Source organism: Sulfurimonas sp. ST-25, assembly GCF_048079205.1.
GTDB classification, from domain to species: domain Bacteria; phylum Campylobacterota; class Campylobacteria; order Campylobacterales; family Sulfurimonadaceae; genus Thiomicrolovo; species Thiomicrolovo sulfuroxydans.
Genome location: NZ_CP182225.1, coordinates 888283 through 909856, shown reverse-complemented (window position 1 = coordinate 909856; position 21574 = coordinate 888283). Strand labels below are relative to the sequence as shown.

Genomic DNA, 21574 nt, shown 5'->3' with positions numbered 1-21574 from the left:
CCGGCCCCGCAACCCACCCCTTGCCTTTAACGTACGTAATCAACCACCTTTGACATCTCGGTCACTTCCTTGATGAATGCCACGACTTCCAGATGCGCCGGGTGCGTTGCATAGGTTGCGAGTCCCTCTTCCGTTTCAAAGGTCGTCGTCAGTACCAGGTCCATCGCCCGTTCGCTCCCGTTGAAATCCACGCCGACTTCCATACTGAGCAGCGGATCGATCTTCTCCGTGAGCGCCTCGAGCATCGCCTTTGCCTTGGCGACGTTCGCCGCTTTGTTCTCCTCTTTGAATGTAAACATTACGATATGGACAACCATGATTTTCTCCTTTGATTTCCCCCAGAAGGGGCTCTTTTTTTGATGCCATTTTAACCTATGTAGGTTATGATTGAATTATGCGACACTACCGATCGGAAGAGGCGGGGATTCCCCTGCCCGACACCTTTTCGCTGCTGACCTGGAACGTCCATAAAGAGATGGGGCGTCCCCCCTTCGACAAAACGCTGCAATCACTGTTGGCGACCGGGACGCCCGAACTGATTTTGTTCCAGGAAGCGGTTCTTGATACCCATACGGCAGAACACTTTCCGGGGTATAACGTCTCCGCCGCCATCAACATCAATCTCCGCCACCGCCAGTACGGTGTTCTGACGGCGGCCAAAAGCCCCATCCACGATACGGTCAGCCTGAAGACCAACCGGCGGGAGATGCACATCGCCACCCGCAAAAGCCTGCTGATCACGACCCACCCCTTCGAAAACGGCAGCGAACTCGTCGCCGTCAATCTCCACGCCATCAACTTCGTCTCCGCCGCGGTCTTCATCGAAGAGATCGACCGGCTCCGCATCGCCCTGCAACAGCGCAAAGGGCCGATGATCGTCACAGGGGATTTCAATACCTGGAGCCGGAAACGGATGGAGTACCTCGAAGGCTTTGCCCGCTCGATCGACCTCCTCCCCGCCGCCTGCGCCAACGGGCACCATATCAAGCAGCGCTTTTCCAAGCCCCTCGACCACCTCTACTTCCGCGGCCTCACCCTGCTTACCGCCGAAGCCGTCAACACGGGCCGGGTCTCGGACCACAACCCCATACTCGCCACCTTCAAACGCTGAGCCTCAGCCCAGGACGGGACGCCAGAAGAGGTAGGCGATCAACACGATCAGAATGATGCCGACAAGATTGAACAGAAGTCCGTAAAGCGCCATCGTCCGTATCGGGATGACCCCGCTGGACATCGCGATGGCGTTGGGAGGGGTCGCGATGGGTAGCATAAAGGCGTAGCTCGAACAGATCGTTGCCACCATCATAAACAGCGTCGCATCCAGCCCCGTCTGCTGCGCCACCGCGTAGATCACCGGCAGCATAATGGAGATAAGCGCCGTATTGGAGGTGATCTCCGTCGTGAAGGTGATCAGCGCCGCGACGATCAGCATCAGGTAAAGCGGCGTCAAATAGCTGTAATCGACGAGGAATTCGGCGACCCGACCCGCCAGGCCCGTTTCGGAGAAGGCCTTCGCGATGGCGAACCCAGCCCCGAACAGGAACATGATGCGGTAGGGAATCTTCGCCTTGTCCTCCTGCCAGATCAAAAGATTGAACGGGGGCGCGAAGAGCAGCAGACCGGCGCTGAGCAGAACCACCGGTTCGCTCATGCCCAGCCCCTCCCACCAGGGACGGATGGGGGCATTGACGAGCAGCAGCACCACCAAGCCTCCCAGCAGGGCCAGGAGCTTCTTCTGATCCCCGCTCATCGGTTTCTCCTCCTCCGGAAGCGCCAGGCGGACGTCTTTGATCCCTACGGCGAGCACCACGGAGATGACGACAATCATGACGAGGGCCAGCGGGGCAACCATCCACATCCACTGCACAAAGGGGATCATGGCCATCCCGTGCTCCTCCATGACCCCCAGCAGGATCAGGTTCGGCGGGGTGCCGATGGGGGTCAGGATCCCCCCGATGCTGGCACCGTAGGCGATGGCCAGCGTAAACCGCATCTTCAGCCGCGGGTCGTCGGAGAGGAAAAGCGCAATGGTCATCAGCAGCAGGGCCGTCGTCGTGTTCGAGAGGATCGAGCTCATCACCCCCGACGTCACCGCCAGCGAGATGATGATCCCCCGCCCCGTCGCCGGAAAGATCCCCAGCATCTTCCGTGCGATCCAGATGTGCAGCCCGCTCTTCTCCACGGCGATGGCCAGCATGAATCCGCCGAGAAAAAGGTAGATGATGGGATGGGCGTAATTAACCGTCGTCGCTTTGGTCGGCAGAATGTGCAGGGCTGGGAAGAGTACGATGGGCAGGAGCGAAACGACCCCAAGCGGCAGTCCCTCATTGGTCCAGAGCACGACCAGCAGCGTCACGACCCCGGCCAGGGCCGCCTGCACCGGCGAGAGCATCGGCAATACCAGTGTGTAAAGCAGCAGCGCCGTTCCGACGGCCCAGAAGATCTTGACCGTTGATCCACCCATGGCCTTCTACCTCGTCAGCAGGTCGTTGAGGCTCTCCCGGGGCGCTTTGCCCTCCAGGATTTCATACACCTCCGTCGCGATCGGCAGGTAGACCCCGCTGCGCTGCGCGATGCCGTGCAGCGCGTAGGCCGTCCCGATCCCCTCGGCCACTTCGCCCAGCTCCTCGACGATCTGTTCTTTCGCCTTGCCTTCGGCCAGTCCAAGGCCGACACGGTAGTTCCTTGAGAGCACCGAGCTGGCCGTCAGGAAGAGGTCACCCGCCCCGCTGAGACCGAGAAAGGTCTCGTCCCGCGCGCCGTAGGCAAGGCCGAAACGCCGCATCTCGATCAGGCCGCGGGAGATGAGCGCCGCCGCCGCGTTGTTGCCGAGCTTCAGCCCCGCGCAGATCCCCGCGGCGATGGCAATGACGTTTTTATAGCTGCCGCACACTTCCGCCCCGGCGATATCATCGTCGCTGTAGGTGCGGATAAAATCGGGAAAGGCCTCGGCGAAGCCCATCGCCGTCTGTGCGTCCGCGCTGCTGACGACGAGGGCCGTCGGCAGCCCCTGGATCACCTCGGCCGCGAAAGAGGGGCCCGAGAGAAACGCGATGTTCTGATCGGGCACGTAGGGGGCGAAGATTTCGTTGAGAAAGCGGCCCGTTGACGCTTCGATCCCCTTGGCTGCGACGAGCACCTTCTGGTCACGGTAGCGGAAGTGCTCTTTCAGCCACGCGCCGACCTGCTGTGCCGGGATCGCCATCACGAGGTATTCGCGCTGCAGCGCCGTTTCCAGGTCGACGAAATTGGGAATGTCCCTGGGATGGCGCGACGTGATGACGACCTCGTTCTCCGGGTTCTGCCCCAATGCAAATGCCAGGGCCGAACCCCACTTACCCGCCCCGATGACTGCGATCCGTTTCACATACCCCTCCAACTTCCTTTTCAAATGCCTTGATCTCCTTATCGTAACCTATCACGACTAAAACATCCCCCGGATCCAGCAGGTGGTTATACCCCTTGGCCGTAAAGATGAACGACTCGCTCATGCGCTGGTCGACGACGGCCAGGACGATGATATCGCGCTGCGTCGTTTCGAGCAGTTCGTTGATATGCTTGCCGACCGCCGGGGAGAGCTCCGTCAGGATGATCTGGGCGACTTTGAGCTCCATCTGCGTATCCATGAGTTCTTCGAGCAAACGGGTGATCACCGGCTTCTCCAGCCGCTCGATAACCAGGTTCGCCGTCGTCTGCAGTTCGGCGATCACCTTGTTCGCACCGGCCAGGCGGAGCTTTGAGGCGTTCTCCTGGGTCGTGGCAAGGGCGACGATCACCGCCTCGGGGAAACGGTCGCGCAGGGAGAGGGTCAGGAAAACATTCTCCGCTTCGCTCTCCAGCGCGCAGATGATCCGCGTCACGGAGAGGTCAAAGGAGAGCAGGTCGTCCCAGTTGTCCTCCAGGTCCGCGAAATGCGCCTCGAAGCCCTCCGACTGCGCCTGTTCGACATCGCCGTTATCGAGCGCGTAGATGACGATGCGATTGCAGCTGTAGCGGAGCTGCTGCGCGATCTCCCTGGCGAATTCGTTGTAGCCGAAAAGAATGATAGCCTCGACATTCATGAATGCACCGCCTGATGTAGATCGATGCGGTACTCATGCAGCATCGCATTCTCCCCGATTACGACGAGCATGTCGTTCTCCTCGACGGCGAAATCAGCCGGGGGGTTAAAGACGAAACGCCCTTCTCGACGGGACTCCACCCCGAGCAGGATCAGCCGCCGCCCCCTGATTTTAAGGTCCTGTACGGTCTGTACGAAACGGGCCATCCGCTCGTCGATCAGGATCTCGTCGATCACGACCCCCGAGTGTTCGGCGCGCAAAGCGTGCAGCGCCTCGAAGGCGATGGGCTGGTCGCTGTATTCGCGCGAAAGCTGCCCGATCAGCTCCTGGGCGTAGACGATGTCGCTGACCCCGGCGCTCTCCAGCTTGCCCCGGTGCTTTTTGTCATGCAGCAAAGAGAGGATCCTCAGCTCCTTGTTCATTGAACGCAGCGTCAATGCCGTGTAGACGTTCTCCACGTCGGTATCCCCCAGCAAGATAACCGCCCGCACCTGCCGGCCGGGATCGATGCCAAGCTGCCCGAGCGCCTCCAGGCTGGAGGGGTCGATGGCAAGGGCCAGGTCGTGATGGCGCCGCGCTTCGGCGATCTTTGCCGCGTCGGCGTCAAGAATGACCACGTTGCGTCCCATACGCCGCAGTTTGGAAGCGGTCTGCTGTGCCACCGTGCCGTAGCCGCAGATCAGGTAGATGCCTTTGAGCTTCTGGACATCCTGGATCAGCTTCCCGTCCCGGATGTCATCGAGCTTCTCCGTGAACGCCGCCACGACGATGGAGGTCGCAAACGCCAGCACGGCCACCCCGGAGACGATCACGACCAGGGCGACGATCTTCCCCTCGCCGCTGACGGGAACGACGTCGCCGTACCCGACGGTCGAGATCGTCACGACGGACCAATAGAGCGCGTCAAAGAGCGTATTGACCTTTGAATCGGGGTTGAGCGCCTCCATGACGTAGATCATGACCGACGCGACGAAGATGATCAGGCCGACGAAGGTGAAGAGCGTCAGAAGCTCGAACTTCTTGCTGGCGAGGATCGCCGCGAAGTGGTGCATGTTCTGCGCATAGCGGAAGAGTTTGAAGACCCTGAAAATAATGAAGAGGCGCAGCAGCCGCAGCTCGTGGAAAAAGGGCATGATCGCCAGGAAGTCGATGATCGCCGGCAGGGAGCTGACATAGCGCCACTTGGCGTACAGCGCCTTCATCACTGCCCTGCCCGCCCGGAACTCCCGCTGCAGCAGTTCATCCTTTTCATACTGGTCGATGATGATACGCGCGCTGTCGCTGCTGACCCAGAAGCGCATCAGGTATTCGATGAGGAAGATGAAAGAGATGATATAGTCGTTGAAAATGGCCAGAAAATCTTTCTGTGGGAACTTGACGTCGCGGACCAGGATAAAGACACTCGAGAGGATCAGCACCATCATGAAGAGGTCGAAGTAGCGCTTGTACCTGTACCCGACGTTGTTCATCAGGTTATCAACGCTGTGACGCGCCCGGCGCAATCTTTGGGAGGACTCCAGAGCGTAGGCGCTGTCGACGAGCGCCCTGGAGAAGAGTTTCACGTGTTTATCCCAGCTTCTGCTTGAGGATTTCGTTGACCGCCTGCGGGTTCGCGCTGCCTTTGCTCGCTTTCATCACCTGCCCGACGAAGAAGCCGAAGAGTTTGTCCTTGCCGCCGCGGTACTCCTCGACCTTGGCCGGGTTCGCCGCGAGGATCTCGTCGACCATCGCTTCGATGGCCCCCGTATCGCTGACCTGCTTCAGGCCGAGCTTCTCGATCGTCGCATCGACACTCTCATCGTTTTCCATCAGGTAGTCAAGAACCTCTTTGGCCGCCTTCCCGCTGATGGTATTGTCCTCGATGCGCTTGACGATCAGGCCCAGTTTCTCCGCATCCACCGGAGAGGTGGCAACGGTCATGCCGCCCTTGAGGCGTCCCAGGAGTTCGACGGTGAGCCAGGTGACGGCGTTTTTCGCGCTGATCTCTTGCTCGAGCATCTTCTCGAAGAAGTGCGCCATCTCCAGCTCGGCGGTAATGACGCTCGCGTCGTACTCGCGCAGACCGTGCTCTTTGACGAGGCGTTCGCGTTTTTCGTCCGGCAGTTCCGGGATCTGGGAGGCCTCCGCGTACATCGCGTCGTCCACGACAACCTTCATCAGGTCCGGCTCCGGGAAATAGCGGTAATCCGCCGCTTCTTCCTTCCCGCGCATGGAGCGGGTCTCCTGCTTTGTCTGGTCGAAGAGACGGGTCTCCTGGACGATCTCCTCGTCGTAGATACCGTCTTCCCAGGCCTCGATCTGGCGCTCGACTTCCATCTCGATCGCCTTCTGGATAAAGCGGAAACTGTTGATGTTTTTGATCTCGACGCGGGTGTAGAGCTTCTCATCCCCTTTGGGACGGATGGAAACGTTGACGTCGACGCGGAAGGAGCCCTCCTGCATGTTCGCGTCGCTGATGTCGAGGTAGCGGACGATGGAGTGCAGTTTTTTCAGGTAGAGAATCGCCTCGTCCGCCGAACGCATATCCGGTTCGGAGACGATCTCGATCAGCGGGGTTCCCGCACGGTTGAGGTCGACTTTGGAGACGGCGCCGTCATGGATGTTCTTGCCCGCATCCGCCTCGATGTGCGCGCGATTGACGCGAATCGTCTTGTGCGAACCGTCCTCGAAATCGATCTCAAGCTTTCCGTGCTCCACGACAGGGGTATAGAGCTGAGTGATCTGGTAGGCACTCGGGCTGTCGGGGTAGAAGTAGCTTTTGCGGTCAAAAAAGCTGGTGCGGTTGATCGTCGCATCGACGGCGGTCCCGAACATCACCGCTTTGTGAAGCGCGGCCTCGTTGAAGACGGGGAGCGCTCCCGGAAGGGCCAGACAGGTCGGGCAGGTGTTGACGTTTGGGCGGTCGTTGAAACTGGTGGGACACGAACAAAAAAGTTTGGTTTTCGTATTGAGCTGGACGTGGACTTCGAGTCCGATAATCACTTCGAACAAAAGGATTCCTTGGCTGAATTTATAAAGTATCTAATCGATGCGAAACCGGCGGCGCCGGCGGCGTGGACCGCGCTGATCTGGGCGGGGCTTACAATGCCGCCCAGCGCGATAACAGGTAGGTCAATTTTACCCGCTGTTTCATTTAAATCCTCTAAACCTTTGGGCGCACCTTTGCCCGGGCTCTCGAAGATCGGGCTGTAGGTGACGGCATCGGCCCCCTCGGCCGCCGCGTGCATCGCTTCGACGGCCGTGTGCGTCGAGACGACCGTCAAGAGGCCCTGCGCTTTCGCCCCGGCGATTGCGTCGAACTGCGTCGACGTCAGGTGAACCCCCTCCGCCCCCAGGGCGGCCGCCAGCGCCGCATCGCGGTGCAGCATTGCTTTGATGCCGTGCATATGGCATTCATCGACAAAGACCGACGCGAAGCGTTCATAATCCGGGTTCGACTTATCCCTGTAAAGGGCATAATCGACCTTCTTCGCGGCAAAGACCTCCCCCAGGCGTTTGGCAAAAGCCCCCGGCGTCGTGCATCCGTAGCTTCCGTCGGTGATCAGGTAGGCGAAAAAAGCCATGGCCCTACGCCTCGCTTTCGAGCAGCTCCGCAATGCGCTGCAGCAGCCGCGTCTGTTCACGCTGGTTTTCGACACGATCCTTGTAAAGGTTGAGCCCCTCAAGCATCAGGATGACACAGAACATCAAAAAGATAAAGACGATGGTGGCAAGCAGCGCGATGGAGAAACCGAAAATGGCGGTGATGTGGAAAAGAAGCCATGAGCCCAGCAGGAGCAGGGCCCAGGCAAAGCCGAGCAGGAAACTCAGAAGCGTATCAAACGTGCTGCGTTTCATCCGGCGTCCCAGAAAAGATTAGAGGGACTCTTCGTGAAGGGTGACGGCTCCGCCAAGGTAAACGTAGGTCAGCATCATGAAGATGAACGCCTGCAGCAGTGCCATGAACGAGAGCAGCGCGAACGGGATCATCGGCAGCAGCCACGGTGCGAGCATCAGCATGACCATCAGGAACATGTCGTCCCCTTTGACGTTACCGAAAAGACGGAAGCTGAGCGAAACGATACGGGAGATGTGCGATACGATCTCGATCGGGAACATCAGCCATGCGAGCCACCATACCGGCCCCATGAAGTGCTTGAAGTACTCGACGACACCGTTGCGGCGGATCCCTTCAAAGTTATAGTAGATGAAGACGATCAGCGCCAGCGCCAGTGTAAAGTCCAGGAACGCGGACGGCGCTTCGAAGCCCGGGATGACCCCGATCAGGTTGGCGATACCGATAAACAGACCCAGTGTCGCGACGAGCGGCAGATAGCGCATCGCTTTTTCGCGGCCCATAACGTCCGAACCCATTGCAACGACACCCTGCAGGTATGCTTCCATCAGGTTCTGTGTGCCCCCCGGGACGACTTTGAGGTTTTTGGTCGCCATTTTGGCCAGCATAATAACGATCAGTGCCGTCAGAAGCATATGCGACATAAAGAGGTAGGTGTGATTTTCACTGATCACACCGAAGAAAGTAAAGAGTTCACCCACGAGAATTCCTTCGATCAAAATAGTTGTGCGATTATAGCCCTCTCTCCATTAAAGGAGCCTAAGCCAACCCGCCGCGGGGCGGGACATTGCCCGGAAAACGCGCTGAAAATGGGTACAAATGCGCCATTGCTGCGCTGTCCATGCATAAAAAGCGATCAGAGCTCCAGCCGCCCCACCGCCTTGCGCGCCGCGGCGATATCCAGCCCGATCTGTTCTTTAAGCGCATCGAGGGAGGCGAACTTCTCGTTGCCCCGCAGCCGCTGGACGAAGCTGACGTCGATACGCTCCTTGCAGACGATCTCGCCGTCAAGCACGTGCGTCTCGACGGCGAAACTGCCGTCGGTCGTGACCCGGTGGCCGACGAAACTGACGGCGGGATGGTAATGCTCTTCGCCGTCCAGACGGGCCAGGCTCGCGTAGACCCCCTCTTTGGGAAGCAGAAAACCGTCGGTCAGCATATTGACCGTCGGCACGAGTTCCTTTTTGCCGATCCCCTGCCCCCTTACTACGTCTCCGCGCACGGTGTAGTTGTGGCCGAGGAAACGGTTTGCCCCCCTGACGTCTCCGATGATCAGCTTCGCCCGGATCTTGTGCGAATGCACCGACTCTCCGCCGACGGTCACTTCGTCGATCACCTGCACGGTCCCGCTGAACGCCTTTGAGAGGTCCTCGTGGGAAAACTTCCGGTCCAGCCCGAACCGGAAGTCATAGCCGACGACGATCCGGGAGAGCGCCGGGAAGCGTTCGCGAAGGTAGTCGACGAAACCCCGGTCGTCGAGCATGCGGATTTCATCAAGGGGGAGGTAGACGATGGGGTGCGTCGTAAAATGCTCCCGCTCCCGCCCCGGGGTCAGGTTCGCGTACCCCGTCTCAACGACGACGATCGCTCCGCGCTCCCCCAGGGCATTGAAAAGGTGCTGATGGCCCTCATGCATCCCGTCGAAACCTCCGATGGCGACGGCATCAACCTTTTTCAAAGCAGTAGCATGTTTCACTGTTCCCCTCCTTGCCCGTAATCGCGGCAGACGCTTTTGCGCGCTGCTGCCAGCCCCGCGCCGCACAGGCTGCTTCGAAATCGGCCATCGCCTTCGCCACGGCCGCCGGATCCGTCACAACCCCCTTCCTGTCCCGCGCCGCTTCGCGTCCGACCTCGAACTGCGGTTTGAACAGCAGCACGATCCAGCGCCCCGCCAGACGCTCCACGTCGTCAAGGATATGGTGCAGGGAGATAAAGGAGACGTCGCTGGTGACGACATCATACGTCCGGTCCGGCATGAAACGGCGGATATCGGTCTGTTCGAAGCTCCGCACCCTCGGGTCCGCCTTGATGTCGGGATGGAGCTGATCCCGGCCGACGTCGACGGCATCGACCGCTGCCGCACCCGCTTCAAGCAGCACCTGGGTGAAGCCCCCCGTCGAGGCGCCGATATCGAGGGCACTCATCCCCGTAACGTCAAAGGGCAGCGACGGCAGGAACCCTTTGAGCTTCAGCGCCGCGCGGCTGACGTAGGGCATCGCCTCGGTCACCTCCACCTGCTGGGATTCGACGGCGAATGCCGGCTTGGTCACCACGCTGCCGTCGACGGTGACGCTCCCGGATTTGACCAGCTGCTGCGCTTTCGAGCGAGTCGGTGCCAGCCCCGCTTCGACGAGATAGTGGTCAAGACGCACTAAAACTGCACCTGCAACCCGATGTAGGCGCTGCCGAGATTCATCTTATAGGAGGTGCCGTTTTCATCCATGCCGAACTGGTAGAAGTCGTACCCGGCGTTCACCGTCAGCCACGACAGCGCCCGGATGCCGACGCCGATACCGTAAACCAGTGTCCCGGCCGAACTGCTTTTGCGCTCGGGGCGGCTCTGGTCCCAGTAGAGCTCCCCCGCACCGAAACGGGCAAAGATATCCACCGTCTCATTGAAAAGGGGATAGTGCCCGGTCACGTCCGCCGACAAGACCTTGAAAGCCTCCCGCGAGGTCTCCCCCGCACCCGTCTTCCCCTCGAAATCGCCGAACTGGGCATACTGCAAAGAGACGGAGAGGTGACGGTTGATAAACGCCCCGGCCCCGAAACGGTACTGCGGGACGGTTTCCGTCGAGATCGTCGCCCGGCGTCCGTCGTCGTTATAACCGCCCAGCCCCGCACCGGCCTCCAGGTAGGGGCCGCTGCGATCGGCGGCGCAGAGCAGCGTCGCCGCCAGCAGAACAGCCGCACCCCTCACCGGTTTCTCCGGAGGTATTTCGCTTCGAAGATGTCCGGCGGGAGGGCCCGGTCGAAATAGAACCCCTGCAGGGCGTCGCACTCCAGCGATTTGAGCAGCTCCAGCTGCTCCAGGGTCTCGACCCCCTCGGCGACGATCTGCAGCCCCAAACTGTGGCCCATCTTGATAATCGCCTCGGCGATGGAACGGTCTTCGGGGTTTTCAACGATGTCGCGCACCAGGAGCTGGTCGATCTTGAGCGTGTCGATCTTGAAACGCTTGAGGTATCCCAGCGACGAATAGCCGCTGCCGAAATCGTCCATCGCCAGTCTGACGCCGGCATGTTTGAGCCGTTCGAGCTGCACGACCGTCTCTTCGGCGAACTGCATCAGATAGGTTTCCGTCAGTTCCAGCCCGATGTAGTCACGGGCCAATGCGCTGCGGTTGAGAATCTCCGTCAGCCGGGTCACGTCTTTTTCGTTGATATGGCGCCCGGAGATGTTGACCGAGAGCGGGATGATCCGGTTGATCGACATCGCATGCCAGCGCCGCAGGTCCCCGATAACCTGGGTCAGGACCATCTTGTCGATCCGCGAAATGAGCCCCGTCTCTTCGGCAAAGGGGATGAATTCGCCCGGAAGCAGGAGACCGCGTTCGGGGTGCTGCCAGCGCACCAGCGCCTCTGCCCCCCGGATGCTCGTCCCGCTCCCTTCGAAAACGGGTTGGTAATAGACGACGAACTCGTTGTTGTGGATCGCCTCACGCAGCTCCTTCTCCAGCACGAGGCTCTTGAAGGTCTGTTCGCTCATCTGCGGGGTGTAGAAACGGATGTGATCCTGCGCCTGTTTGGCCTGATACATCGCCGTATCGGCGTGCTTCAGCAGGGTCTGGGCATCCTCCCCGTCCTCGGGGAACATCGCGATGCCGATGCTGCCGTAGATGTGAAAACGCTGCTCGCCGATCTGGAACGCCTCGCCGAAAGCTTCGATCATCCGCCGCGCCTCCTCCATCACCGTCTCCCTCTCTTCAGCCTCTTCGAAAAGGAGGACGAACTCATCCCCCCCGAAGCGCGCTACCGTGTCTCCGTTGCGCACGTTTTCGCCGAGGCGTTTTGCCACTTCGACCAGGAGACGGTCGCCGGTGGCATGCCCGTAGGTGTCGTTGAGGTATTTGAAACGGTCCAGATCAATGAAAAAGAGGGCGGCTTTGCTTTCGTTGCGCTCCGAACGGATGATCAGATGTTTCAGCCGCTCCTCGAACATTGCGCGGTTCACCAGCCCCGTCAGCGGGTCGTGAAAGGCGAGGAAACTCAGCTTTTCGCGGTTCTGTTCCCGCTTCAGCACGATACTGACGATCCGTGCGGCGACGGTGAGCAGCATCTTGTGGAACGGGGTCGGCACACGCTCCTGGAAAGAGGTCAGCGCAAAGGTGCCGACCGTCTTCCCCTCCAGGACGACGGGCATGGACCAGCAGGCGTTCAGGCCCGCTTTTTGCGCGACCTCCATCATGTTTTGCCAGCGTTCGTCGCAACTGATATCGCAGACAAACTGCGGTTCGTTCCGCAGCACGACGTTGGCGCAGGAGCCGTTGTGGGGCCCCGGTGGCAATCCGTCGAAGACGCTGAGTGCTTCGTCGGGGAGCGAGGGCGCCGCTTCGATGTAGAGTTTCCCGTCCTTCGGGTTCACGAGGATGACGGATGCGATGCTGCCCGGGACCATTTTCTCCTGCAGCAAGCAGAGCTCTTCGAGCACGGCCTCTTTGCTGGCGTCTTCGGCCACCTTCTCCAAGATGGCGTTTTGAAGCTCAAAGATCTCCTGGTAGTCGCTGGCGACAATATTCTCTTCGGGTGTTTTCATCGGTCTATTGTAGCATCTGTTTCATCGCATCTTCCGTAAGGGTCGCCACGCCCAGCGACACCGCCTTATCGTACTTGCTGCCGGCGTCCTCGCCGTAGATGACGTAATCGGTCTTTTTCGATACGCTGCCCACGACCTTGGCCCCCAGGGCTTCCAGGTCGGTTTTGATCTCCGGACGGGGACGGCTCATCGAGCCGGTGAGCACGACCGTCTTCCCCTTGAAGGGATTCTCCGCCGCTTCGGTCTTCTGCGCCGGGGCCGCCGGCCGGACGACACCGCGCAGCGCTTCGATCTGTTCCCGGTTGACCCGGACAAATTCGAGCACCGACGCCGCCATCTCCCCGCCGAAACCGTCGATGGCGAGCAGCGCCTCCTCCGTCGCGTCGGGGAACGCCAGGCCGAAGGTGTCGCAGAGCTGTTTCGAAGCGACCTCGCCGATGTGCTCTATTCCCAGCCCGTTGACAAAGCGCCAGCACGCCGTGCCCCGGCTCTTTTCAATGGCGTCGAGCAGATTCTTGCTCTTCTTCTCTTTGAACCCCTCGAGCTCCAGCAGCGCTTCGAGCGAAAGTGCGTAGAGATCGATGACGCCTTTGACCAGCCCCGCCCGGTAGAGGGCCTCGACGATCTTGTCGCCGAGGCCGTCGATGTTGAGGCACTGCTTGGAGGCGAAATAGATGATGGCATTCACGACCCGTGCTTCGCAGGAGAGGTTCTGGCACTTGATCAGCGCCCCTTCGTCCAGCAGTTCACTGCCGCAGACCGGGCAGCGCGTCGGACGCTCAACCGCCCTTTCCGTGCCGTCGCGCCGTTCGGGAATAACCTTGATGATCTTCGGGATGACGTCGCCGCTGCGCAGGATGATAACGTGGTCCCCGATGTGGATATCCTTGCGTCCGATCTCGTCAAAATTGTGCAGGGTCGCGCGTTCGACGACGACCCCCTCGATATCGACCGGTTCGACGACGGCCACGGGGGTGACGACGCCCGTACGCCCCACCTGAAGGATGACGTTCCGGACCCGGGTCATCTTCTCGATCGCCGGGAACTTGTAGGCCACCGACCAGCGGGGGTTCTTGACCGTATAGCCCATATCCTCCTGGGCCTCAACCTGGTCGACTTTGATGACCATGCCGTCGAGCATCATCGCGAAATCATCCCGGGTGACTTTCATCTCCTCATAAATGGCCTCGATGTCGTCATAGCCCTCGCAGACGCGGTGTAGCGGCGGTTTGCGGAACCCCAGGGCGTAGATCCACTCCATCCGCTTGCTCAGCAGCGGGATGTCGAGCGTATTTTCGCCGATGCCGTAAGGCAGGAAGACAAGGTTGCGCGCCGCCGTGATCTTCGGGTCGAGCTGGCGCAGACTTCCCGCGGCGGCGTTGCGCGGGTTGGCGAAGAGCGCTTCGCCCTGCGCTTCGCGCTCGCGGTTGATCGCGTCGAACTCCTCTTTGAAGATGACGACTTCGCCGCGGATCTCGATACGCCCCTCGTAATCGATGGCGAGGGGGACGCTCCGGATCGTTTTGACGTTCTGCGTCACCTCTTCGCCGATGGTGCCGTCGCCGCGGGTAATCGCCTGCACGAGGCGGCCGCCCTCGTAGATCAGGTTGAGGCTCGCCCCGTCGAACTTCGGCTCGCAGTAGAAAGTGACGTTGTCGGCAAGCTTTGCGACCCGCTCCAGCCACTTCTGCAGCCCCTCGGCGTCGAAAATATCCTCCAGACTCCACATGCGGCTGCGGTGGGCGGCCTTTTCAAACCCCTCAAGCGGCACCCCGCCGACCCGCTGCGTCGGCGAATCGGGAAGCACCGCTTCCGGATGAGCCTCCTCGTACGCCAGGACGTCATGGTAGAGCCTGTCGTACTCCTCGTCGCTTGCAATGGGATTGTCGAGGACATAATAGTGGTAGGCGTAGCGGTTCAGCAGCGCTACGCTTTCGCGGTAGGTTTCAGCCGTCATATTCGTTGCTCTTTTTTGTACAGGATTATAACGAAGCTTGTTGAGAGTAAAGGGGTGCAAAAAAGGGCTGAGAAGAATATAATATGCATTGATAACCAGAAGTCTACAAAGGAGGCGTTATGACACACGATCTTCGCCTGAATATCGAAGTAATGGATGCAGCACACGAGACGTTCCTGCAGATGCTTGAACAGCTTCAGAAAATGGAGGGAGGCGCCATCGACAGCGCCCTCTTCCGCGAATGGATCACCGAAACAAAACGCCACTTTGCCGAAGAGGAGAAGCTGATGATGAAGCACCTCTACTCCGAACGGGAGACACATACCGGCGACCACGAACAGCTCGTCGACGAGATGGAGTCCTTCTTTGCCATGATCACGTCGATGCCGCCGATGGCCCGCTCCTTCATCGAGAGCTACGCCTACGACAAATTCCGCCGCCACACGATGTTCTACGACCTCGACCTGGCGAAGTTCCTCTCCGGCAACGAAGCCGGCTGAGTCCGACGGCTCCTCCCACCCCGATGCCATCCAGGGTGCGTTTGCAGCTGCCGCCTTTACCGCCTCCCCACGCTCCCTCTCTTTCGTCGACATGACGCTATTCACTCTTCCGATATCCGCCGCCGCAACGCCGTATCAGCGCCATTAAATATAATTATTTTTTATGATTTAAGCCATGAAAATTAAGTAATCTTCTCTTATGCTGTGCCTGTGCTCGGCATCCTGGTGCTCTTCGCGTCCATGGCACGGGGCGATTTGGCTCCCCCTTTGACTTATTTCCTCGGATGAAGAGTGTTATTGTGTGCCGCAGCTCCGCAAACGCATGGCACGGAGCTGCGGCCTAACGGAACTGAAAGGTGACTCATGAACAGACGGAAGTTTCTCTCAACAAGCGCGATCGCGCTCTATTCACTCCCTGCGATCAATCTCTTATCGGGCTGCGGCGGCTCCGGCGGCGGTACGGCCCTCTCTCCCATCGATCAACGTGTCGCACTGCTGCAAGCGGCCAAAACGCAAAACGACAGCACCGTCGCCGAGATCGAAAACCTTCTCGGCGGCCTCACCGGAACCCATGCCTCCCCGCTGCGGACAACGGCACAGCCTACCCCGGTCGACATCAGCAGCTTTTTCGCCGCGACGACCCCGACCCTGCCGGCCGATTCCCCGCTCAATGCGCTGTTTTTCCAGAGCGACGAGACGGAGTCGATGTGGCGCAAATACGAAACCTACGGCAGCCTCGCCCATCAGCAGTTCGGCCACCAGTATGTGAAACTGCTGGCGACCATGCGCCTTTTCGACTACCAGAATCGCCTGCAGGAGACAACACAGAGTGCGCCGGATGTCGCCGCGGCATCGGCGCACTACCGTACGGCGACGGAGACCCCGTCGGAGTTCAGCGATTTCGACAATCTCCTTGCCAAACTCAAAGAGGCGGCCGGCGATGCGCTCCAATACATCTTCGATGCCATCAGGATCGCCATGAACGGCTTTTTCAACTACCTCAAAAGCCTCTTTGACAATGAAGACGCCCGGGCCCTCCTTTACGCCACCCTCACCTACTTTGCCGTCGACAAGCTGCTCAAAATCATTGCGGACAAGACGGCTGCCGATCTGAGCTTCGAGAGCAGCAGCGATACCCTGCTGAGTTTTGCGAAGATGGCGATCGCCGCGGTGGCGCTCATGGGGCTCTTCTCCCTCGAAAAACTCGCGGCGGCCGGTACGGCGGCGGTCTCCCCGGTGTCCGCCGGCACAATGACACCCGATGAGACCCTGCAGATGGAAACCTTCCTCGGATCGGTTTCCGTGCAAAGCGCCCTGGTCGCGCTGCTGTTCAAGGTCGTCGGCGGCGCGGTCGGCGCGGTTATCGGCACGACGAAGAGCCATTCCGAAGCGCTGCTGGCGTCGCTCCAGGACGGCTATGACCCTACTACCGAACACTACACACTGAGCGCGGAGCAGCAAGCCTCGCTTGATACCCTCAAAAAACGCTCCGTCTCCCTCGCCGTCATCTCCGTCGTCGTACGCCAGCTCTTCACGATGCTGAGCGCGCAGGCGGTCACGGCGGAAGGGGTCGTGCAGGAGGGATTTGCCGAGGGGAGCGATGCCGAGACCTTCCTCACGCTGTTCGGTGCCGGTGCCCTGCCGCAGACGGATGCCTTTACGACCTATACGAGAGAGGTGCAGGGAATGTTGAAAAGCGGCACCGTCTACTCGACGGAGAGCGCCAGCTATTTCGATCAGCTCCGCGACCTTCTTGATGGCGGTGCCTCCTGGCGCGACCTCTTCGACCTGATCGCCACGATGTCCGTCACCTTTTCGACCCAGGCTTCCGATTTCGCTTCCCAGACGGAGACCGACGCTTTTGCCTTTGCATCGCATCTGGCGGACCTCGCCTACAGCTTTACCGCCCAGACGGCAAGCGACGCCTACGACTTTGCCACCCATATGGCCGACCTCGCCTACAGCTTTACGATGGATATCGAGGAGGATGCCTACCAGTTCGCGATGAAGGGGATGGAGTTCGGCTACCTCTTCGCCTCCCGCGGCGAGGAGGTCGGCGTCATGGCCGACCGGATCCTCTGGATGGCCGTGCAGATCGGCCAGATGGCCGACCGGATCGGCGAGATGGCGGACCGGATCGTCTACACCGAACAGCTGATCGTCTATACGGAGATGCTGATCCTCGATTTCGGGCTGCTGATCTATGACGGGATGAAGACCATCACCAACCTCATGCTGACGGGGATGGCGCTTATTCTCGACCGCGAATGGTATACGCCGGCGGCGGAGGACCAGATCGTCACCGTCGTCGCGGGCACGATGGAGCAGATGATGGCGAACATGCAGGAGTATGCCCTGGCGGTGCTGGACAATCAGAGCCTCCTGCGCGAGATCACCCTGCGCGCACTGGAGTGGGTTGCGACGCACACCGCGCAGGCATCCGATACCAATACGACGGTGTGACATGCTGTGGCACCGTATAGCCGCCCTGCTTACCTGGGCCGGACTCAGCCTGTGCGCTTCGGAGAGCGCCGAGGCCGTCTATGCAAAAAGCGCGAAACTCTTCTCGTTCGGCAACCTGCGTTTCGACGTCACGATGACCGTGGAGAACAGCGGCAACCTACAGGAGCGCTCTTTTATGGTCGCCGAACGGCAGACGGGGGACGCCTCATCGCTCCTCATCCGTTTCCGCTCCCCGCAAACCATCAAATGCACCGCCATCCTCATCGAGCGGGAGCAGGAGAGCAGCAGTGACGCCATCTACTTCCCCGCTCTGAAACGCGTACGGATCATCCCCGAACAGGAAGAGGAGAGCGAAGCCGTCGGCATGGGGATCTCCTACGCCGAACTGGACGCGAAGACAGGGACATTCGATCCGCTGGAGGAGACACAGTTCGACGGCGCTGCCTGTTACAAGGTGACACTGCGGCGAAACGGGAACCGCTCGGTCTACTACATCGACGCCGCGACCTCCGTGATCAGAAAAGTCGAAATCTTCAAAGGGGGTCAGCTGCAGCGAATCGTCTCCGTCGACGCGGTCAACCGCATTGATGAACAGCTGCTCATCACCCGCTGGCAGGTCAACGACCTCATCAAGTCACGCAAGCTGACCTACATGGTTGACACCGAGAGCGTCTCGCGCGATATCAAACAGGGGCTTTTTCATCACAACCGTCTGCACCGCTGCAGCTTCTAAGCTCACCTGCAGCGGATGAAGTAGCGCTTCAGCAGCAGCGGCAGTAGGTAGACCACGACGGCGAGGTTCGCCGCCAGCAGGATCCCGAGTTCCATGCCGAAGCGCTGGATCATCGTTCCGCCGAACAGCATTCCGCCCAGCCCGATCAGCATCGTCGTGTTCGAGACGATGATCGGACGCATCACGCTGCCGATGCAGGCATACCCCTCCTGTTTCATGCAGATGAAAAGATGGATGATCGAATCCGTCACCAGCCCGATGAACAGAACAGTGCCAAGCAGCGTGATCATGGTGAAGTCCATCCCCAGCAGGCGGTGAACGCTTGCCAGCAGCAGCAGTGAAAGCAGCGGCGGCACGACGACGATGATGCTCTTCCATGTCCGGCAGTAAAGCAGGAAAAAGAGCACGACGAACCCGAGCGAGATGCCGACACCGATCAGGAACTCCCCGAAGAAACGTCTCAGGAAGTGTTCGAAATCGGCAATCTTGCCCAGTATGCCGACCGAGAAATCGGCTGAAGCCTCCCCGATCGCCTGCAGCCGCCTGAGCATGGCGGCAATCGCATACGACGGCGTCGTGATCGGGATACTCAGCGTCATATAGGTCTCGCGCTGATCCGCACTCAGCAGCGGCAGGCCGCCGTCGAGCCACTCCAGGGCAAGGAGGTACTGGGCGTAGGCATCGGGCGTCGCATCGCGAAGCGGCGATCCCGCAAAACGTTCATACCCCAGCGGAAGGCTCCCCAGCAGCACCCCGGGCACTGCGCTGGCAATCCGCGCCGTCAGTGCGGCGAGTTCCCGGGTCGTTTCAAGCTCGGAGAAGTCGCCCTTCTGCGCGCGTAGGCGGACGACGAACGGCAGCGTCGGCAAATGGCCGGACTCGAACGCCGCAATGCGCTTGTACGCCGCCATCGTCGGCTGCATAAGGTTCATGGGGTTCAGATCGACAGAGGGAGCCTTCGCGCAGACGAAGCCGCAGGTAACGGCGGCGGCGCCGAGAAACAGCAGCCCCTTTTTCACCCGGGCATCGTCCACATGCCATCGGCGGCGCCAGCCGAACACGAGACGCAGCGGCCTGAAGAGGTAGAGCCGTCCGATCAGATAACCGTAGAGCACCCCCAGCCCGATCAGCATCATCTTCCCGAACGTACTGACCAGCCCGAAATCCGACGCATAGAGGAAAAGAGAGCTCAAAGCGGTCGTGGCGACCGAGAGGGTGATGCCGAACGCCAGCTGGTGTTTGCCGATCTCCCCGGAGTGGAGATAGTTGAAAAGGGTCAACGCGTAGATGACGAGAAAAACGACCGCCAGCAGCGCGGCGGGGTCGACGGCGACGCCGCCGGTCACCAGCACGGCGAGCAGTGACACCGTAAACGCCCCGATCTCGATGAGAATGTTCAGCAGGTACTCCAGCGATGTCAGCAGCCAAAGCAGCAGAAGCAGAAAAGGCACGATCGCATACAGGTAAAAGACCATGTCGTCGAAAAACCCCTGCAGCAGCAGGGCACCGACGACGGCGGTGCCGCTGTGCGGATACCCCCCGACCCGTGCGAGGACGGCGTTCTGGTTTTCCCGGTTGAACGTCATCAGGTAAAGGCCCTGCCGGTCGATGCGGTAAAAGTCCGCGATCAGCCCCTCCGAACGCCACGTATGCAGGGGGGCCTCATCCGGGAGCGCGGTAAAAAGATACTGCCGCTCCGCCGTAAACCACTGCTGCGGCATCGCCGAAGCAGGCGTTCCGGGGAAAAAACGGCTCCAGTCCACCGTACGCACCTCAACCTGCCGCATCAAGGCCGCACCGAACAGCAGCAGTAACAGCAGTGCACCCGTTTTCAGTCCAAGCTTCAAAACGTCGCCCTCAGCGTAAACCCGACGGTGTTGTACGCTTTGTCGTCAGAGTGGTAGAGGGCATGCAGATCGACTTCAAAGGCGCCGCGGGTGAACACGAGATTGGGAAGCATCACCGCGGTGGCGTTGCCCGCATACCAGCCGGTGATCAGGTAGTGGTCGAAACGCACGGCCACCCCCCTGTAGACCGTCAGGTCGAACTTGTTCAGCAATACGGTCGCCAGCACGCTCTGGCGGTACTGTTTGAGGTAGCCCCACTGCACCTCCAGGTCGAAATAGGAGCTCCCCGCCTGCCGGTCCACCCCGAAACCGACCATGGCGAGGGGGCTGAAGGTGTTGAGTGTCGGCACCCTGTCGCGCACACTCGCTTCGGCGCGAACGCCGTACGTATTGACCGTACCCTCCGCATAGAGGGAGTACTGGTTGTAGCGAAAGCCCCTGACACCCTTGATGGGGTTGAGGTCCGGCTGATCCAGGTACGCCCGGAACGATTCTCCGCTGTTTTGTCCATCCGGAAGCGCCCCGATCAAGTCAAGCAGCTGCTGATCGACCTCTATATAGGGTACCTCCGAGTAGCGGTTCGTCCAGACCGCGCCGAGCGTGGTCCCCGCATCGCTGCTCTCGGCAAGCACCTGGATCGTGCTTTTTTCGACAGCCAGCCCGCGCTCGTTGTACTGCGCGTCGATATCGCTTTTGAGCGCGGGGCTGATGCCGTCGCGGTACAGCGGCAGGAACACTTCCCGGTAGATCGCCGTCCCTTCCGCACTGTTTCGGCTGAGCTGTTCAAAATAGTCCGGAAGGTAACTGTCGAGCAGGTATCCCACATACGTCGAAATGTAGCTCTGTGTCCGCCCATCAAAGGGCTGGAGAGTCACTCTGAGCAGAGCACTCTCCCCGACGAAGCAGGAGAGCTCCGCCATCCACTGCGGGAGCCTTCGGAGGTTGATATTCGGATCGTCAAAAAAGTCCACCTGGACCGGGTTGAGAAGGTCCATGCCGCTCAGATAGTCAAGCACCCCCGTTTTGGAAACGAATTTGCCTATCCTAAAGTCGAAATCATCTCCCCAGTAGACCAGGGCTATCTGGTTGAGGCTCACGCCGCTGCCGCCATGCCCCTTGTAGAGCAGGAGCCCGCCGTCGATGCGGTACTGTCCCTGCTCGTAGTTGCCTTCGCTCAATGTCAGGACATAGGGGGTCTGCGGGTAGGTAGCGCCGTTGTCGAGTTGCCGCACTACAAAGGATTGCTTGAGGGAAAGGCTTCCGGGCAGGCCGGTCGCCGCGGAGGATATCTCTTTTCCGTCCAGTTGCGCGCACCCCCCTATCACTCCCAAGGCCAGCGTCACGGCAGCAAGACGGTTCACAGTAGACGTCACCTCTCCATCCGGCCCGGCAGCAAGGCGTTCCCGGGCCAAGTACATTAGTG

General features: G+C 60.1%; 20 protein-coding genes. 4 read left to right on the top strand and 16 right to left on the bottom strand.

The window, feature by feature from the left end; genetic code table 11:
• Positions 1-26: 26 nt before the first annotated feature.
• Positions 27-317 carry a Dabb family protein gene (locus tag ACM66T_RS04615; protein WP_231020791.1) on the bottom strand — a complete coding sequence of 97 codons (291 nt, stop codon included), beginning with the start codon at positions 315-317 and terminating at the stop codon, positions 27-29.
• Between the two features lie 77 nt (positions 318-394).
• Here ACM66T_RS04615 and ACM66T_RS04610 point away from each other — a divergent pair, with 77 nt between their 5' ends.
• Positions 395-1111 (top strand): endonuclease/exonuclease/phosphatase family protein, encoded by a 717-nt coding sequence (locus tag ACM66T_RS04610; protein ID WP_231020789.1) that lies wholly within the window; start codon positions 395-397, stop codon positions 1109-1111.
• Between the two features lie 3 nt (positions 1112-1114).
• Here ACM66T_RS04610 and ACM66T_RS04605 read toward each other — a convergent pair whose 3' ends face one another.
• The 13 genes from ACM66T_RS04605 to ligA form a co-directional block, all read right to left on the bottom strand.
• Positions 1115-2464, bottom strand: coding sequence for an SLC13 family permease (locus tag ACM66T_RS04605; RefSeq protein WP_231020788.1), 1350 nt, complete (start codon positions 2462-2464; stop codon positions 1115-1117).
• A gap of 6 nt (positions 2465-2470) precedes the next feature.
• Positions 2471-3367: an NAD(P)H-dependent glycerol-3-phosphate dehydrogenase gene (locus tag ACM66T_RS04600; protein ID WP_231020786.1), complete on the bottom strand. Its 897-nt coding sequence runs from the start codon at positions 3365-3367 to the stop codon at positions 2471-2473.
• Positions 3336-4061: an NAD-binding protein gene (locus ACM66T_RS04595; protein WP_231020779.1), complete on the bottom strand. Its 726-nt coding sequence runs from the start codon at positions 4059-4061 to the stop codon at positions 3336-3338. Before ACM66T_RS04595 ends, ACM66T_RS04600 begins: the two co-directional genes overlap by 32 nt.
• A complete protein-coding gene (locus tag ACM66T_RS04590) occupies positions 4058-5623 on the bottom strand; it encodes an ion transporter (RefSeq protein WP_416768808.1) in 1566 nt (521 codons plus the stop codon). The genes ACM66T_RS04595 and ACM66T_RS04590 overlap by 4 nt, the downstream gene beginning before the upstream one ends.
• Positions 5624-5627: 4 nt before the next feature.
• Positions 5628-7052, bottom strand: a complete 1425-nt coding sequence (gene gatB, locus ACM66T_RS04585) for an Asp-tRNA(Asn)/Glu-tRNA(Gln) amidotransferase subunit GatB (protein ID WP_231020775.1) — start codon at positions 7050-7052, stop codon at positions 5628-5630.
• Entirely contained in the window at positions 7040-7624 is a 585-nt protein-coding gene (locus ACM66T_RS04580) for a thiamine phosphate synthase (protein ID WP_231020774.1), read from the bottom strand. The genes gatB and ACM66T_RS04580 overlap by 13 nt, the downstream gene beginning before the upstream one ends.
• A 4-nt stretch (positions 7625-7628) precedes the next feature.
• Complete coding sequence (locus tag ACM66T_RS04575) at positions 7629-7898, bottom strand: hypothetical protein (protein WP_231020769.1); 270 nt, start codon at positions 7896-7898, stop codon at positions 7629-7631.
• An 18-nt stretch (positions 7899-7916) separates the two neighbouring features.
• The gene (locus ACM66T_RS04570; RefSeq protein ID WP_416768922.1) at positions 7917-8597 is read right to left on the bottom strand and encodes a F0F1 ATP synthase subunit A; all 681 of its coding nucleotides are present in this window, start codon (positions 8595-8597) and stop codon (positions 7917-7919) included.
• A 155-nt stretch (positions 8598-8752) separates the two neighbouring features.
• Positions 8753-9592 (bottom strand): bifunctional riboflavin kinase/FAD synthetase, encoded by an 840-nt coding sequence (locus tag ACM66T_RS04565; protein ID WP_231020767.1) that lies wholly within the window; start codon positions 9590-9592, stop codon positions 8753-8755.
• Complete coding sequence (locus tag ACM66T_RS04560) at positions 9561-10268, bottom strand: TlyA family RNA methyltransferase (protein WP_231020766.1); 708 nt, start codon at positions 10266-10268, stop codon at positions 9561-9563. Before ACM66T_RS04560 ends, ACM66T_RS04565 begins: the two co-directional genes overlap by 32 nt.
• Positions 10268-10816 carry an outer membrane beta-barrel protein gene (locus ACM66T_RS04555; protein WP_231020764.1) on the bottom strand — a complete coding sequence of 183 codons (549 nt, stop codon included), beginning with the start codon at positions 10814-10816 and terminating at the stop codon, positions 10268-10270. The genes ACM66T_RS04560 and ACM66T_RS04555 overlap by 1 nt, the downstream gene beginning before the upstream one ends.
• Positions 10813-12651: an EAL domain-containing protein gene (locus ACM66T_RS04550; RefSeq protein ID WP_231020762.1), complete on the bottom strand. Its 1839-nt coding sequence runs from the start codon at positions 12649-12651 to the stop codon at positions 10813-10815. Before ACM66T_RS04550 ends, ACM66T_RS04555 begins: the two co-directional genes overlap by 4 nt.
• Positions 12652-12655: 4 nt before the next feature.
• A complete protein-coding gene (ligA, locus tag ACM66T_RS04545; protein WP_231020761.1) occupies positions 12656-14608 on the bottom strand; it encodes an NAD-dependent DNA ligase LigA in 1953 nt (650 codons plus the stop codon).
• 119 nt (positions 14609-14727) lie between these two features.
• Between ligA and ACM66T_RS04540 the strand changes: the two genes are divergently transcribed.
• The 3 genes from ACM66T_RS04540 (at position 14728) to ACM66T_RS04530 (ending at position 18304) form a co-directional block, all read left to right on the top strand.
• Positions 14728-15108, top strand: a complete 381-nt coding sequence (locus tag ACM66T_RS04540) for a bacteriohemerythrin (RefSeq protein ID WP_231020759.1) — start codon at positions 14728-14730, stop codon at positions 15106-15108.
• Positions 15109-15471: 363 nt separating this feature from the next.
• Positions 15472-17571, top strand: coding sequence for a hypothetical protein (locus tag ACM66T_RS04535; protein WP_231020757.1), 2100 nt, complete (start codon positions 15472-15474; stop codon positions 17569-17571).
• A gap of 1 nt (position 17572) precedes the next feature.
• Positions 17573-18304, top strand: a complete 732-nt coding sequence (locus ACM66T_RS04530; RefSeq protein ID WP_416768807.1) for an outer membrane lipoprotein-sorting protein — start codon at positions 17573-17575, stop codon at positions 18302-18304.
• Between the two features lie 2 nt (positions 18305-18306).
• Here ACM66T_RS04530 and ACM66T_RS04525 read toward each other — a convergent pair whose 3' ends face one another.
• Together ACM66T_RS04525 and ACM66T_RS04520 are read right to left on the bottom strand one after the other, a co-directional pair.
• Complete coding sequence (locus ACM66T_RS04525; RefSeq protein ID WP_231020753.1) at positions 18307-20151, bottom strand: hypothetical protein; 1845 nt, start codon at positions 20149-20151, stop codon at positions 18307-18309.
• Positions 20148-21569: a hypothetical protein gene (locus tag ACM66T_RS04520; RefSeq protein WP_231020752.1), complete on the bottom strand. Its 1422-nt coding sequence runs from the start codon at positions 21567-21569 to the stop codon at positions 20148-20150. Before ACM66T_RS04520 ends, ACM66T_RS04525 begins: the two co-directional genes overlap by 4 nt.
• Between the last annotated feature and the right edge of the window lie 5 nt (positions 21570-21574).

What these genes read in the sequence shown, in the direction of transcription:
- ACM66T_RS04535 (WP_231020757.1), top strand. Translation starts at nt 15,472, where the DNA reads ATGAACAGACGGAAGTTTCTCTCAACAAGCGCGATCGCGCTCTATTCA.
- ACM66T_RS04615 (WP_231020791.1), bottom strand. Translation starts at nt 317, where the DNA reads ATGGTTGTCCATATCGTAATGTTTACATTCAAAGAGGAGAACAAAGCG.
- ligA (WP_231020761.1), bottom strand. Translation starts at nt 14,608, where the DNA reads ATGACGGCTGAAACCTACCGCGAAAGCGTAGCGCTGCTGAACCGCTAC.
- ACM66T_RS04530 (WP_416768807.1), top strand. Translation starts at nt 17,573, where the DNA reads ATGCTGTGGCACCGTATAGCCGCCCTGCTTACCTGGGCCGGACTCAGC.
- ACM66T_RS04605 (WP_231020788.1), bottom strand. Translation starts at nt 2,464, where the DNA reads ATGGGTGGATCAACGGTCAAGATCTTCTGGGCCGTCGGAACGGCGCTG.
- ACM66T_RS04575 (WP_231020769.1), bottom strand. Translation starts at nt 7,898, where the DNA reads ATGAAACGCAGCACGTTTGATACGCTTCTGAGTTTCCTGCTCGGCTTT.
- ACM66T_RS04520 (WP_231020752.1), bottom strand. Translation starts at nt 21,569, where the DNA reads ATGTACTTGGCCCGGGAACGCCTTGCTGCCGGGCCGGATGGAGAGGTG.
- ACM66T_RS04595 (WP_231020779.1), bottom strand. Translation starts at nt 4,061, where the DNA reads ATGAATGTCGAGGCTATCATTCTTTTCGGCTACAACGAATTCGCCAGG.
- ACM66T_RS04550 (WP_231020762.1), bottom strand. Translation starts at nt 12,651, where the DNA reads ATGAAAACACCCGAAGAGAATATTGTCGCCAGCGACTACCAGGAGATC.
- ACM66T_RS04610 (WP_231020789.1), top strand. Translation starts at nt 395, where the DNA reads ATGCGACACTACCGATCGGAAGAGGCGGGGATTCCCCTGCCCGACACC.
- ACM66T_RS04580 (WP_231020774.1), bottom strand. Translation starts at nt 7,624, where the DNA reads ATGGCTTTTTTCGCCTACCTGATCACCGACGGAAGCTACGGATGCACG.
- ACM66T_RS04540 (WP_231020759.1), top strand. Translation starts at nt 14,728, where the DNA reads ATGACACACGATCTTCGCCTGAATATCGAAGTAATGGATGCAGCACAC.